At 68.7% G+C, this 14,426-nt stretch carries 13 protein-coding genes; 9 read left to right on the top strand and 4 right to left on the bottom strand.

The features are described 5' to 3' along the window. The first annotated feature begins 234 nt into the window (after window positions 1-234). Window positions 235-1,128, top strand: a complete 894-nt coding sequence (locus tag CEK29_RS14595; RefSeq protein ID WP_094800142.1) for a DMT family transporter — start codon at window positions 235-237, stop codon at window positions 1,126-1,128. A 124-nt stretch (window positions 1,129-1,252) separates the two neighbouring features. On the opposite strand, the gene CEK29_RS14600 is transcribed toward CEK29_RS14595, so the two are convergent. From CEK29_RS14600 to CEK29_RS14610, 3 genes are all read right to left on the bottom strand, one after another. Further along, the gene (locus tag CEK29_RS14600; protein WP_094858550.1) at window positions 1,253-1,933 is read right to left on the bottom strand and encodes a glutathione S-transferase family protein; all 681 of its coding nucleotides are present in this window, start codon (window positions 1,931-1,933) and stop codon (window positions 1,253-1,255) included. Window positions 1,934-2,051: 118 nt separating this feature from the next. Next, a complete protein-coding gene (locus CEK29_RS14605) occupies window positions 2,052-3,110 on the bottom strand; it encodes a serine hydrolase domain-containing protein (RefSeq protein WP_094858551.1) in 1,059 nt (352 codons plus the stop codon). Between the two features lie 28 nt (window positions 3,111-3,138). Next, window positions 3,139-4,326 carry a pyridoxal-phosphate-dependent aminotransferase family protein gene (locus CEK29_RS14610; protein ID WP_094858552.1) on the bottom strand — a complete coding sequence of 396 codons (1,188 nt, stop codon included), beginning with the start codon at window positions 4,324-4,326 and terminating at the stop codon, window positions 3,139-3,141. Window positions 4,327-4,554: 228 nt separating this feature from the next. Here CEK29_RS14610 and CEK29_RS14615 point away from each other — a divergent pair, with 228 nt between their 5' ends. From CEK29_RS14615 to CEK29_RS14645, 7 genes are all read left to right on the top strand, one after another. Further along, entirely contained in the window at window positions 4,555-5,334 is a 780-nt protein-coding gene (locus CEK29_RS14615; protein WP_094858553.1) for a GntR family transcriptional regulator, read from the top strand. 154 nt (window positions 5,335-5,488) lie between these two features. Next, window positions 5,489-7,039 carry an ABC transporter substrate-binding protein gene (locus CEK29_RS14620; protein ID WP_094858554.1) on the top strand — a complete coding sequence of 517 codons (1,551 nt, stop codon included), beginning with the start codon at window positions 5,489-5,491 and terminating at the stop codon, window positions 7,037-7,039. 63 nt (window positions 7,040-7,102) lie between these two features. Further along, window positions 7,103-8,020 (top strand): ABC transporter permease, encoded by a 918-nt coding sequence (locus CEK29_RS14625; RefSeq protein ID WP_094858555.1) that lies wholly within the window; start codon window positions 7,103-7,105, stop codon window positions 8,018-8,020. A 10-nt stretch (window positions 8,021-8,030) separates the two neighbouring features. Next, complete coding sequence (locus CEK29_RS14630; RefSeq protein ID WP_094858556.1) at window positions 8,031-8,960, top strand: ABC transporter permease; 930 nt, start codon at window positions 8,031-8,033, stop codon at window positions 8,958-8,960. A gap of 1 nt (window position 8,961) precedes the next feature. Then, window positions 8,962-9,948, top strand: a complete 987-nt coding sequence (locus CEK29_RS14635) for an ABC transporter ATP-binding protein (protein ID WP_094858557.1) — start codon at window positions 8,962-8,964, stop codon at window positions 9,946-9,948. Beyond that, the gene (locus CEK29_RS14640) at window positions 9,945-10,928 is read left to right on the top strand and encodes an ABC transporter ATP-binding protein (RefSeq protein WP_255176167.1); all 984 of its coding nucleotides are present in this window, start codon (window positions 9,945-9,947) and stop codon (window positions 10,926-10,928) included. Before CEK29_RS14635 ends, CEK29_RS14640 begins: the two co-directional genes overlap by 4 nt. Beyond that, window positions 10,925-12,322, top strand: a complete 1,398-nt coding sequence (locus CEK29_RS14645; protein WP_094858559.1) for a M20 family metallopeptidase — start codon at window positions 10,925-10,927, stop codon at window positions 12,320-12,322. Before CEK29_RS14640 ends, CEK29_RS14645 begins: the two co-directional genes overlap by 4 nt. Window positions 12,323-12,368: 46 nt before the next feature. Here CEK29_RS14645 and CEK29_RS14650 read toward each other — a convergent pair whose 3' ends face one another. Further along, the gene (locus tag CEK29_RS14650) at window positions 12,369-13,598 is read right to left on the bottom strand and encodes a PQQ-dependent sugar dehydrogenase (protein WP_303396601.1); all 1,230 of its coding nucleotides are present in this window, start codon (window positions 13,596-13,598) and stop codon (window positions 12,369-12,371) included. A gap of 207 nt (window positions 13,599-13,805) precedes the next feature. Here CEK29_RS14650 and CEK29_RS14655 point away from each other — a divergent pair, with 207 nt between their 5' ends. Next, entirely contained in the window at window positions 13,806-14,417 is a 612-nt protein-coding gene (locus tag CEK29_RS14655; protein WP_094800152.1) for a glutathione S-transferase family protein, read from the top strand. Window positions 14,418-14,426 lie beyond the last annotated feature (9 nt).

Genomic DNA, 14,426 nt, shown 5'->3' on the forward strand with positions numbered 1-14,426 from the left:
GCGGGGCGCGGCCTGCGCGGCGCGGCCTGCGCGGCGCGGCCTCCGCGGCCCGGCCTACGCGGCGCGGCCTCCGCGGCCCGGCCTACGCGGCGCGGCCTACGCGGCCCGGCCCGAACCGCACGCACTGACGCGGCACCCGGCCGCGCGTTCCGGGCAGGGATCGCTCCCCGCCATTTCTGCCCTTTCTGCGCGTCGTGTCACCCGACGCGCGTCTTCATCTGTCTGGATCGCATCATGGATTCCGCTGTCCGCACGCCCTCCCCCTTCGCCGGCATCGCCTGCGTGATGGGCGGCATTTTCTGTCTGACCCTGAGCGACGCCCAGGCCAAGTGGCTGGGGGATCATTACTCGCCGATTCAGATTCTGTTCATGCGCGCACTGATCGCGCTGCCCGTGGTGCTCGCCGTCGTGGCGTCCCTGGGCGGGCGCCGCAGCCTGCGCACGCAGTATCCGCTCATCCATCTCCTGCGCGGCGCGATCAACATCGTCTCGGCGACCTGTTTCTACATCGGGCTGACCCATCTGCCGCTCGCCGAAAACACGGCGATCGCGTTCGCCGCGCCGCTGTTCGTCACCGCGCTGTCGGTGCTGCTGCTGAAGGAAAAGGTCGACGGCGCGCGCTGGCTCGCCGTGGGCGCGGGCTTTGCCGGCGTGCTCGTGATCGTGCGCCCGGGCTCGGGCGGCTTCCAGATCGCGGCCCTGTGGCCGCTGATCACGGCGCTGCTCTATGCCGTGATGATGATCACCGCGCGCGCCATCGGCCGCGGCGAGAGCATGCTCACCACCATGTTCTACATCGTGGCGGGCCAGCTCGTGTGCAGCGCGGTCGCGGTGCCGTGGTTCTGGAACACGCCCGCCGCCGAGCACCTGCCCTACTTCGCGGGCGTGGCGCTCTTTTCCACGCTGGGCCTCACGCTCATCACGCAGGGCTTTCGGATCGGGCCCGCGTCGGTCGTGGCCCCGTTCGACTACACGGGCCTGATCTGGGCCACCCTGCTGGGCTGGATCATCTGGAACGAGCAGCCCGACCTGCAGGCCTATGTCGGCGCGGCCTTCATCGCCGGCAGCGGCCTGTACATCGCGCTGCGCGAAACGCGCGGCGAGCGCCGCCGGCGCAAGCGCGCGTAGCGCCGGAGCGGCGGCGGGAGACGGTGCCTGTCGGGCAACGGCGGGAGGCCTCACACCCGGCCGCACGTGACGCGCGCCGCACCTGCCCCGCGTGCGCGTCGACGCCGCGTTGCGCGAGAGCCCGTTACTCCAGCGGCGGATCGAAGTGGCGGTCGAGCACGGCCGCCAGATGCGGCTCGAGCGCGGCCGTCTCCGCCACCGCGGCGAGTCTGGGGCAGCTGCGCCGGAACCAATCCTGCCCGGGGCGCCAGCGCGTCATCACCGCCACGTACAGATCGAGTGCCGAGAAATGCGCGCCCAGCGCATGCGGCGCCCCGATCTCGCGCTCGATCTCCTGCCAGAGCTCGGCGCGGCGGTCGTGCACTTTCACGCGCATGAGCTCGGCGGCCGCGCCGGGGCCCGCCCATTTGGCGGGATCGTCGCCGTAGGTAAAGGTGGGATAGACCGAGCCGATCAGGCGCTCGAGCAGATTCCAGAAGCGCCAGCGCTCCGGCGTGCCGGCGGGCGGCACGAGCCCGGCGTGCGGCGCGAGATCGTGCAGGTGCAGGATCATCGCCGCGCTTTCGGTCATGATGCCGCCGTCGGGCAGCACCAGCGTGGGCACCTGCCCGCTCACATTGAGCCGAAGCAGGCGGTCGCGCCCGGGGCCGGGCTTGAGATAAGGCAGATCGGTAAGGTGAAACGGCAGGCCGGTGAGGCGCAGCGCGGCCTCGACGATGGCCGAGCCGCAGCCGCGCGAGCCGATGAGCTCGAACGAACCGGGTCCTGCGGCGCCCTGCGGCGCAGTCTCGCGGGTGGCTGGCATGATGCGCTCCCTGCACGCCGCGAAGCTGCCGGCGCGCGCTACGGATCGTGGGGGGATGTCACACGGACCACTATAGCGCGCCAGGGCGGGCGCGGGGCGCCCGGCCCGGGTCTTCGGCTCAGCCCTGCTGCTCGGCGTCCACCGCCGCCAGGATCTTGCCGAACAGCGCGTCGGCATGGCCCGAATCGAGCCAGCGCACGATCGCCACCATGCGGCGCTCGGGCTCGACCCACGTGAACGAACTGCCAGCGCCCACGCCGAAGAAGCTCGATGCGGGCAGGCTCGGGAACATCTTGCGCTCGTGATTGAGCCAGATCAGATAGCCGTAGTACGGCGCGATATCGACCGGCTCGCGCATCGCGCGCAGCCACTCGCGCGACAGCACCTGCTTGCCATTGGCCTGCCCCTCGTCGAGCAGCATCTGCCCGATCAGCGCCTGATCCTTGGCGCTGATCGACATGCCGCCGCCCCAGTGCGTGCCACCCGGCACCGACTGCATGCGCTTGCCGTCGATCTCGACCCACGCGGTGTCGTAGCCCACCCATTGCCAGTTTTCGCTGGCGCCCACCGGCCGCGTGATGGCCTCGCGGAACACCTCCGGCAGCGGCTTGCGGAACAGATGCAGCAGCGCGTACGAGAGCTGATTGATCCGGACGTCGTTGTATTCCCAGTACGTGCCGGGCTTCTGCAAGGGGCGCGGATCGCCCTTCTTGCCATCGGGCGGCACGCCGAAGGTGACCGCACGGTAGCGGTCGACCTGATCGGGCAGACCGAAGCGCTCGCCTTCCCATTCGCTCGTCTGCTGCAGCAGCTGGCGCCAGGTGATCTCGGCATTCTGGCCCTCGTCGAAGCCGATGCCGGGCACCCGCGCGCCCACGCGCTCGTTCACGTCCGGCAACAGGCCGCGGTCATGCGCCACGCCGGCCAGCAGGGCCAGATACATCTTGGCCACGCTGAAGGTCAGGTCGGCGCGCTCGGGCTCGCCCCAGGACGCCACCGTCTTGCCGTCGACCACCACCACACCGGTGTTGGGCCCGCGGTCGTGGACCGGACCGTAGAGCCGGTTGTACGGCGGCGGGTCGTTCTGGTGCACGCCCCAATTGCCCTTGACGCTGCGGTCCCAGGTGGATTCGTGTTCGGTCGCGAACTGGATCGCGTCCTTCATCAATGGGTTCATCTCGCTTCCTCTTGGTAAGTTGTGCGCTTCAGACGGCGGGGGCCTGCGCGAGCCGCCGCATGGCGGCAGCGACGCCGCCGGCCCGGTGCGGCACGCCGGCGGCCGCCAGGCCCATCTCGACACCGGCCAGCGTGCCGCACAGTGTCAGATCGTTGAAATGGCCCAGATGGCCAATGCGGAAAATACGGTCGGTGAGCTTGCCCAGGCCCTGTCCCAGCGACATGTCGAAGCGCTCGAGCACGGTCTTGCGCAGGGCGTCGGCGCTGTGCCCCTCGGGCATCAGCACGGCGGTCAGCGCCGGGCTGTGACCGTCGGGCTCCTGGCACAGAATCTCGAGACCCCAGGCCTGCACCGCCGCGCGGGTGGCTTCGCCGTGGCGGCGATGGCGTGCGAACACGGCGGGCAAGCCTTCCGCGCGCAGCATCTCGATGGCCTCGTGCAGGCCGTAAAGCAGGTTGGTGGCCGGCGTGTACGGGAAATAGCCCTTGCCGTTCACGCCCAGCATGTCGCGCCAGTCCCAGTAGGCGCGGGGCAGCTTCGCCGTCTCGGCGCGTGCCAGCGCGCGTTCGCTCACGGCATTGAACGACAGACCGGGGGGCAACATCAGGCCCTTCTGAGAACCCGATACGCTCACGTCCACACGCCATTCCTCGTGGCGATAGTCGATCGAGCCCAACGACGAAATCGTGTCGACCATAAGCAGCGCGCCGTGGCCGCTGCGGTCCATCGCGGCCCGCACGGCCGGAATGTCGCTGACCACCCCGGTGGAGGTTTCGTTGTGCACCACGCAGACGGCGGCGATATCTTGGCCCGCGTCGGCGCGCAGCGCCGCCTCGATCGCGCCGGCATCCACGCCGTGGCGCCAGTCGCCGGGCAGGAAGGTCACGCGCAGACCCAGGCGGTCGGCCAGCCGGCGCCACAAACTCGCGAAGTGCCCGGTTTCGGCCATCAGCACGTGATCGCCGGGCGACAGCGTGTTGACCAGCGCGGCCTCCCAGGCGCCGGTGCCGCTGGCCGGATAGATGATCACGGGGCCGCTCGTCTGAAAAATCGCCTGCATGCCCGAGAGCACGGCCAGACCCAGCTCGCCGAAGGCCGGTCCGCGATGGTCGATGGTCGGCTGATCGATCGCGCGCAGCACGCGATCGGGCACATTGGTCGGGCCGGGAATCTGCAGAAAATGTCGACCGGAGGGATGACGGTTCAGGGCAAGCATGCGTGGCCTCATGTTCAGGGTGGTATACCAAAGCACGGCACGAGCGGAGTGGGCGGCAAACGGCCCGCCCGCGCACGAACGCGAGCCGACCCCGGCGAACCCGATATCTCGCCCGCAGCCACTCTATCCCATTGTTTTCGCGCTTGGAACGCAGGGTATTCACGCATGCAGTAAATCGCCGGAGCGGGTCTATAGTGGCCGCTATTCACCGGTCGAGTTGGTATACCAATGAGCAGTGACTCCACCCTGGCACTGGGCCCTCGCCCGCACTTCGCCCCGTCCGACGACGCGGGCGAGCCCGGGGCGCCGCCCGCGCGCGGCACGCCGAGTCCGGCGCCCCGCGCCGCGGCCACGCTGCCCGCCACCGTGGCCGTCAGCCTGCGCGAGCGCATCGTGCAGGGCCAGTTCCCGCCGGGCGCGCGCCTGAACGAACGCTACCTCTGCGAACTGCTTGGCGTGTCGCGCACGCCGTTGCGCGAAGCGTTCCGGCTGCTCGCCGCCGAAGGGCTGATCGAGCTCGAGCCCAAACGCGGCGCGCAGGTGGTCGCCATGTCCGAGACACGCATCCGCGAAGCGTTCGAGGTGATCGGCGGGCTCGAGGCCATGTCGAGCCGCTTCGCGTGCGAGCGCGCCACCGACGCCGAGATCGCCGAGATCCGCGCGCTCACGTTCGAGATGCAGGCCAGCCATGCGCGGCGTGATCTCCCCACGTACTACCGGCTCAATCACGCCATCCACGAGTGCCTGAGCAAGGCGGCGCACAACACGCTGCTCAATCAGCTCTACGACACGCAGAACGCCCGCATCCAGCATTTGCGCTTCGCGTCCAACGAAGACCCCGCCAAGTGGGATCAGGCCATGCGCGAGCACGTCGAGATGGCCGATGCCCTGGGCGCCCGCGATGGCGAACGCCTGGCCGGCATTCTGCGCGGCCATCTCCAACGCAAATGCGACGCCGCCCTGCGCGCGCTCGCCAGCCACGGCGTCGCCGCTCCGGAGAGCGGCTAGACGGCGTCGGCGCAAGACCCATTCCAACGGATCGGCGGCCCACGCCGGCCTCGGAGACGACAGATATCAGCAGTGCAGTTTCGACGCAGCACCCGGCAGCATCTCGTCCAACCATACAGGCCTCGTACAGAGGCAGGAACAGGGGAATCACGACATGGCACTCTCGCCCGCTCACCGCTTTTCGGGCCGCCTCCAGCGGCTGCGCCTGACCGCCGGCGCCCTCGCGCTCGGCTTCGCCTTCGCCTTGCCGGCGCACGCGGCCAAGAAAGACGACACCGTCCGCATGGCCTACGATCAGGCGCCCGAAAGCGTCGACCCGTACTACAACAACGTGCGTATCGGCGTGATCATCGCCGCCAACGTCTGGGACACGCTGCTCTACCGTGACCCCGTCACGAACGAGTACAAGGGCCAGCTCGCCAAGAGCTGGAAGCAGGTCGACGACAAGACGCTCGAGTTCGAACTGCGCCAGGGCGTGAAATTCCACAACGGCGAAGAGTTCGACGCCGACTCCGTCGTGTACACGCTGAACTTCGTCGCCGATCCGAAGAACAAGGCCGTGACGCAACAGAACGTGGCGTGGATCGACAAGGTCGAAAAGATCGACAAATACCACGTGCGGCTCACCACCAAGAAGCCCTTCCCCGCGGCCAAGGAATATCTGTCCACCACCGTGGCGATCCATCCGGCCAAGTACTACCAGGAGGTCGGACCGCAAGGCATGAACGCCAAGCCGGTGGGCAGCGGCCCGTACAAGGTAGTGGACTATCAGCCGGGCAAGTCCATCACGCTCGAGCGCAATGCCGACTACTTCAAGGATTCGCCCAAGGCCCAGCCCAAGGTCGGCAAGGTCGTGATCCGCTTCATCCCGGATCGCCAGACGCAGATGGCCGAAGTGATCTCCGGCGGCGAAGACCTGATCATGAGCGTGCCGAAAGATCAGGCCGAGCAACTCAAGAGCGTGCCCTCGCTGCAGGTGATCAACGGCGAGACCATGCGCATCGTGTTCATGCAGATGAACATCCTCGACAACACGCCCGCCGCGCCGCTGAAAGACGAGCGCGTGCGCAAGGCGATCAACCACGCGATCGACCGCCAGGCCATCCTGAAAAACATCGTGGGCGAAGGCGGTTCGCTGCTGAACGCCGTCTGCACGCCGTCGCAGGTGGCATGCACGCAGGACGTGCACAGCTACAAATACGATCCCGCGCTCGCCAAGAAGCTGCTCGCCGAGGCGGGCTACCCGAACGGCTTCGACCTCGACCTCGTCGCCTACCGCGAGCGCAATCAGACCGAGGCCATCATCAACTACCTGCAGGCGGTCGGCATCCGCCCGCGTCTGAGCTTCCTGCAGTACGCGGCCATGCGCGACATGATCCGTGGCGGCAAGGCATCGCTCACCCATCAGACCTGGGCGTCGAACCTCGTCAACGACGTCTCGGCCTCGACGCCGGTGTACTTCGGCTTCGGCAACGACGACATCACGCGCGACCCGAAGGTCAAGGAGCTGCTCGACAAGGGCGATCAGACCATCGAGCCCGGCGCCCGCGCCGCCGCCTACAAAGAGGCGCTCGGCATCATCGCCGACAAGGCCTACGCCGTGCCCCTCTGGACGCTGCCGGCCTATTACGTCGCCAACAAAGACCTGCAGATCAAGCCCTACTCCGACGAGCTGATCCGCTTCTGGGACATGAGCTGGAAGTAAGCACGAGCGGCCCGGCGCCTGTCGCGCCGGGCCTGTGGTCATGCAAGCAAGAGGTGGATGTCTATGTTGGGTTATACGCTCAGACGCCTGGGCCTGGCGGTGCTCGTCGCACTGACGGTGTCCGTGCTGGCGTTTCTGCTGTTGCATCTGTCGGGCGATCCGGCGCTGGCGCTGGCCGGTGAAGGCGCGCGGCAGGCCGATATCGATGCGGTGCGCAAGGCCTACGGGCTCGATCGCCCGCTGGCGGTGCAGTACGCCGACTGGCTCTGGCACGTGGTGCGGGGCGACTTCGGCATGTCGGTGTACTTCAAGACGCCGGCGGGTCCGCTGATCTGGGGCAAGCTCCAGACCACGCTGATGCTGGGCATGGGCGCGCTCGCCGTGGCCCTGCTGATCTCGATCCCGCTGGGCGTGCTGGCGGCGCTCTACAAGGGCAGCTTCATCGACCGGCTCTGTCTGGCCATCGCGGTGCTCGGCCAGGCGCTGCCGAACTTCTTCTTCGCCCTGATCCTGATCATGCTGTTCTCGCTGACCCTGCGCATGCTGCCGGTGTCGGGCAGCGGCACCTGGCAGCACTTCGTCATGCCCTCGATCGCGCTGGGCTACTACGTCGCGCCGGCCTTCATGCGGCTGATCCGCGCCGGCATGATCGAAGTGCTGGGCGCCGACTACATCCGCACCGCGCGCGCCAAGGGCCTGCCGGCCGGCACCGTGATCTTCAAGCATGCCTTGCGCAACGCCATCGTGCCCGTGGTGGCGCTGGCCGCCGTGCAGCTGGGCTATCTGCTGGGCGGGTCGGTCGTGGTCGAGACCATCTTCGCGCTCGATGGCCTGGGCTACCTCGCCTACCAGAGCATCACCTACAAGGATTTCCCGGTGATGCAGCTGATCGTGTTGTTGCTGTCGGTGCTGTATGTCCTGCTCACGCTGGCCGCCGACGTGGCCAATGCCTGGCTCGACCCGCGCATCCGCGCCGCCTGAGGAACGCATCATGGATATACGCACCCTCGCCTCGGCGCCGCCCACCCAGGGGCCGGCGGCGCCCCAGCTCAGCCCGGCCGCCGCGCCGCCCCGACGCAAGCGCCGCGGCGCGCTCAAGCGCAACATGGCCCTGGTGGTGGGCGGCGGCCTGCTCGCCCTCATCGTCTTCGTGGCCCTGTTCGCGCCCTGGCTGGCCCCGCACGACCCCTACTTCCAGGATCTGGCCTACCGCACCGCCCCGCCGGTCTGGTACGAAAAGGGCACCTGGCTCCATCCGCTGGGCACCGACCAGCTCGGCCGCGACTACCTGTCGCGCCTGATGTATGGCGCCCGCATCTCGCTCCTGATCGGCGTGAGTGTCGCGCTGCTGTCCGGCCTGATCGGCACCACCATGGGCATGGCCGCCGGCTACTTCGGCGGCAAGGTCGACCTCGTCGTGTCGTTCCTGATCACCACGCGCCTGTCGCTGCCGGTCATCCTGGTGGCGCTCGCCACGGTCGCGCTGGTGGGCGGCTCGCTGTGGGTCGTGATCCTGGTGCTGGGCCTGCTCAAGTGGGACCGCTACGCCGTCGTGATGCGCAGCGCCACGCAGCAGGTGCGCTCGCTCGAGTACGTGGCGGCGGCGCAGGCCGCCGGTGCCTCGACCTGGCGCATCATCCGCGGCGAAGTCCTGCCCAATGTGGTGCCCCACCTGATCGTGATCGCCACGCTGGAAGCCGCCAGCGCCATCCTGCTCGAGGCCTCGCTGTCGTTCCTGGGCCTGGGCGTGCAGCCGCCGCTCCCCTCATGGGGGCTCATGATCTCCGAGGCCAAGGCCTACATGTTCTTCTCGTTCTGGCTCATCGCCATTCCCGGCACCGCGCTGGCGGTGCTCATCTTCGCGATCAACCTCGCCGGCGACGGCTTGCATCAACTGCTGACGCCGCAGGAAAGGAGCTGAGATGACACACGAACACGCATTGGAAATCGAAGGCCTGTCGGTCGATATCGACACCGCGGGCGGCACGCTGCACGCGGTGCGCGACGTCTCGTTCCAGGTCAAGCGCGGCGAGACGCTGTGCCTGGTGGGCGAATCCGGCTGCGGCAAGTCGATGACCTCGCTGGCCATCATGGGCCTGCTGCCCCGCTCCGCGCAACGGCGCGCGCGCCGGCTGGCGGTCATGGGCGAAGACCTGGCGCATGCGAGCCGGCGCCGCGCCAACGCCCTGCGCGGCGACAAGATGGCGATGATTTTCCAGGAGCCCATGACGGCGCTCAATCCCGCCTACACGATCGGCACCCAGCTTACCGAACACTACATTCATCATCGCAAAGCCAGCGGCGCGCAGGCCCGCGAACGCGCGGCGGAGCTGCTGCACAAGGTCGGCATCGCGTCGGCCGGCGAGCGGCTGGGCCAGTATCCGCACCAGTTGTCGGGCGGGCTGCGTCAGCGCGTGATGATCGCGATGGCGCTCATGTGCGGCCCGGAGGTGCTGATCGCCGATGAGCCCAGCACCGCCCTCGACGTCACCATCCAGGCGCAGATCCTGCGCCTGCTGGCCGATCTGCAGGCCGAACTCGGCATCGCCATGGTGCTCATCACCCACGACCTCGGCGTGGTGGCCCGCATCGCGCATCAGGTGGCGGTGATGTACGCCGGACAGGTCGTGGAGGCCGCGCCGGTGCGCGAGCTGTTCGCCACGCCGCGCCACCCGTACACGCGTGGCCTGCTCGACTGTATCCCGGTGCCCGGGCGCAACACGCCGGGCAGCGAGCTCGGCACCATTCCGGGTGTCGTGCCCTCGCTGGTGGGCGACATCGCGGGCTGCGCCTTCGCCGATCGTTGCCGCTACGCCGAGGCCGCGTGCCGATCCGCCGTGCCGGTGCACGCGAACGAGCGCGGCCAGCAATGGCGCTGCATCCACACCGACCTTGGAGCCGTCGCATGAGCACCGTTCACGCTCCTCTGATGCGCACCCGCCAGGTCCAGCGCAGCTTCCAGATCGGCGGCGGCATGTTCAAGCCGCGCCGCACGCTTCATGCCGTCAACGGCGTGGATCTCGAGGTCGAGCGCGGCTCGGTGCTCGGCATCGTCGGCGAGTCGGGCTGCGGCAAGTCCACGCTCGCGCGGCTGCTGCTGGGCCTGACCCCGCCTTCGGCCGGCGAGATCGAGCTGGACGGCCAGAACATCACGGCGCTCGACCGCCGCGCGATGGCCCGCCGCGTGCAGCCGATCTTCCAGGACCCCTACTCCTCGCTCAACCCGCGCCGCAGCATCGCGTCTATCGTTTCTCTGCCGCTGGAGGTGCACGGCATCGCCAATCCGCGCCAGACCAAGGCGATCGAGATGCTGGAGCGCGTGGGCCTGCCGCCGCGGCTGGCGCAGAACACGCCCAATCAGCTCTCGGGCGGCCAGCGCCAGCGCGTGGCGATCGCCCGCGCGCTCGTCATGAAGCCCGAACTCGTGATCTGCGACGAGCCCACCTCCGCGCTCGACGTCTCGGTGCAGGCGCAGATCATGAATCTGCTGATGGAGCTGCGGCGCGACTTCAATCTGACCTATGTGTTCATCAGCCACAACCTCGCGGTGGTGGAGCACATCGCCACGCATGTGGCGGTGATGTACCTGGGCCGCGTGGTCGAGTCGGCCCCCACGACCGAGCTTTACGCCCGGCCCCTGCACCCCTACACCCAGGCGCTGCTCGCCTCCGTGCTCACGCCCGAGCCGGGCCTGGGCATCCCCGACATGGGCCTGGGCCTGTCGTTTCCCGATCCCGTCAATCCGCCCTCGGGCTGCCCCTTCCACCCGCGCTGCCAGCACGCGATGCCTCAGTGCAGCAGCGAACGGCCGCCGTTGCGGCAGGTCGGCGCGGTCCAGGTTGCCTGCCATCTCCATCCCGCCACGTCATCCGGAGCCTCCCTGTCATGAGCCGTGACCTCGCCCTCGAACATGCCGCCGCCCGCTTCGACTCGGGCGACTTCGGCCGCCTGCTGGCGCGCCGCATCGCCATCCCCACCGAAAGCCAGAACCCCGACCGCGGCGCCGATCTGGCGCGCTACCTCGACGAAGAGATGAAGCCGGCGTTCGAAGAGATGGGTTTCCGCTGCCGCACGCTCACGCACCCCAAGGCGCGCGCCCCCTTCCTGCTGGCGGAGTGCATCGAGGATCCGGCACTGCCCACGGTGCTCGGCTATGGCCATGGCGACGTGATCCGCGGCCTCGAACCCGAGTGGCACGCCGGCCTGTCGCCGTGGCAGATGCAGGAGCGCGACGGCCGCTGGTATGGCCGGGGCATCGCCGACAACAAAGGCCAGCACAGCATCAATATGGAAGCGATGCGGCTGGTGCGGCAGACCCGCGGCAAGCTGGGCTTCAACGCCAAGTATCTGATCGAGATGGGCGAGGAGACCGGTTCGCCGGGCCTGCGCGAACTGTGCGAGGCCGAACGCGAGGCGCTGCGGGCGGATCTCCTGATCGCCTCCGACGGCCCGCGCCTGGCGCCCACCCGGCCCACCGTGTTTCTGGGCGCGCGCGGCAGCCTCAACTTCGACCTCACCATCGAGGCCCGCGCGGGCGGGCATCACTCGGGCAACTGGGGCGGCCTGATCTCCAATCCGGGCATTCAGCTGGCGCACGCCATCGCGAGCCTGGTGTCGCCCACCGGCCAGATCCGCATCCCCGAATGGGTTCCGCGCGAACTGCCCGATTCGGTGCGGCGCGCGCTGGCGGATTGCGAGGTCGACGGCGGCAGCGACGGCCCGGAGATCGAGCCGTGGTGGGGCGAGCCGGGCCTGTCGCCCGCGGAACGCGTGTTCGGCTGGTGCTCGTTCGAGGTGCTGGCCTACAAGACCGGCAATCCCGAGACGCCCGTCAATGCGATTCCGCCGCGCGCATGGGCGCGCTGCCAATTGCGCTTCGTGGTCGGCGTGGATCCCGATGATCTGTTGCCGGCGCTGCGCCGCCATCTCGACCGCCAGGGCTATCCGATGGTGCAGATCAGCACCACGCGCGAAACGATGTTCAACGCCACCCGGATCGATCCCGACGACGCCTGGGTGCGCTTCACGGTGGAGTCGCTGGCCCGCACCACCGGCAAGAAACCGGCGATCCTGCCCAATCTGGGCGGCTCGCTGCCCAACGACATCTTCACCGAGGTGCTGGGCCTGCGCACCGTCTGGGTGCCCCACTCGTATCCCGGCTGCTCGCAGCACGCGCCGAACGAGCACCTGCCGCCCGAGCTGCTGCGCGAGGCGCTGCTGGGCATGACCGGACTGTATTGGGATATCGGCGCCGCGGCCGCCGAGGGTCGCGCACCCGCCTGACGGAAGCCGGGCAGCGGCCCACCCGAAACGGGGGGCCGCGTCGGCCTCAGTTTGCCGGCGTCACGCGCAGCAAGGCGCCTTCGGGCGCATCGGTCAGCACGTAGATCGCGCCATCGGGCCCCTGGCGCACATCGCGCACGCGGGCCTGGTGCTTGCCCAGCAGACGCTCCTCGCGCACGATCTTGTCGCCGTCGAGCTGCAGACGGATCAGGTCTTCTTCGGCCAGCGCGCCGATGAACAGCGAGCGCTGCCACGCCGGATAGCGGTCGTCGGTATAGAACGCCATGCCGCTCACGCCCGGCGACTTCTTCCACCAGTAGTAGGGATCGACCGCGCCCTCCATCGAGTCACCCTTGGCTTCGGGAATGCGCAGGCCCGAATAGTTGATGCCATGGGTGGCGATCGGCCAGCCATAGTTGGCGCCTCGCTCGATCAGATTGATCTCGTCGCCGCCGCGCGGGCCATGCTCGTGTTCCCACAGCACGCCGGTCCAGGGATTGAGCGCCATGCCCTGCGAATTGCGGTGACCGTACGACCAAATCTCGGGACGCGCGCCCGCGCGGCCCACGAACGGATTGTCTTGCGGCACGCGCCCTTCCGCGGTCAGGCGCACCACCTTGCCCTGCAGCTTGTCGAGATCCTGCGCCGTGGGGCGCTGGTTGTTCTCGCCCAGCGTGACGAAGAGATAGCCCTTCTCGTCGAACACGATGCGCGAACCGAAGTGGTTGCCGGTCGAGAGCTTGGGCTCCTGGCGGAAGATCACCTTGAAGTCGGTCAGCGAACGGTTGTCGGTGGCGAGCCGGCCATAGCCGACCGCCGTGCCGGCCTTGCCGCCACCCGCTTCGGCGAACGACAGATACACGCGCCGGTCCTGCGCGAAGCCCGGCGAGAGCACCACGTCGAGCAGCCCGCCCTGACCATCGGCTTCGACGGTGGGCACGCCCGCCAGCGGCGCCGACAGCCGGCCGCTCTTGTCGAGCAGGCGCAGACGGCCCGGGCGCTCGGTGATCAGCATGCTGCCGTCGGGCAGGAAGGCCAGGCCCCAGGGATGTTCGAGGCCGCGCGCGATTTCGCTGACCTGGGCCTGCACCTTCTGAGGCGCGAGGCTCTCCATGGCCTGGGCTGGCGCGAAGGCCGCGCAGGCCAGGGCCAGCGCGCTCGCCCATGCGGCGAGCTTCAGGCGCGGCCGCGTGGCCGTGGACAGGATGAAGGCGGAACGCGCGCTCGAGCGAGCGGCAGTGTGAGAAGCGACGGCAGGCGCACCGTAAAACGTCATTGAAGACCTCCCCGCGAAAGGTGGTTGGCGTACGGAAGAAAAGCCCCGGCGGAAGCATGCTGCGATGCGCAGATGACACGATGCGAGAGGCCGGGCCGATGCGAAAAATCGCGGGACCACGATCGGCACGAGGCCGCCGTCCGATTGGCGTACCATAACGCGATGCCCGGACGGCAAGGCCGCCCGGCCTCTTGGAGACCACGTTCAATGAAACTGTACTACATGCCTGGCGCCTGCTCGCTCGCAGGTCACATCGTGCTCGAGTGGGCCGGCAAGCCCTATGACACGCAGCGCGTCTCGCGCGAAGAGCTCAAAGAGCCGCCTTATCTCGCGCTCAATCCGCTGGGCGCCGTGCCCACGCTCACCGACGGCGATCTCACGCTCACGCAGAACGTCGCGATCCTCGAATACATCGCCGAACAGGCCGCGCCGTACCTGCTGGGCGATGGCTCCGCGCGCGGCCGCGCCGACGTGCGCCGCTGGCTGGGCTTCCTGAACTCCGACGTGCACAAGACCTTCTCGCTGGTCTTCGGCCCGCAGCGCTTCGTGAGCGAAGAAGCCGCGCAGCAGGAGCTGCGCGCCTCGGCCCTCACGCAGCTGCGCAAGCTGTTCGGCATCGTCGACACGCAGCTGGGTGGCCGTCCTTACCTGACCGGCCCCAATCCCACGATCGCCGACGCCTACCTGTACGTCGTGCTGCGCTGGGCCCACGCCAAAGAGGTCGACCTGAGCGGCATGCGCCATCTCGCCACGTTCTTCGAACGCATGCAGGCCGACGCCAAGGTGCAGGCCGCGCTCAAGGCGGAAGACCTGCAGTAAACGCCGGCC

This window comes from Bordetella genomosp. 5 (assembly GCF_002261475.1).
In the GTDB taxonomy this organism is placed as follows: Bacteria; Pseudomonadota; Gammaproteobacteria; order Burkholderiales; family Burkholderiaceae_B; genus Bordetella.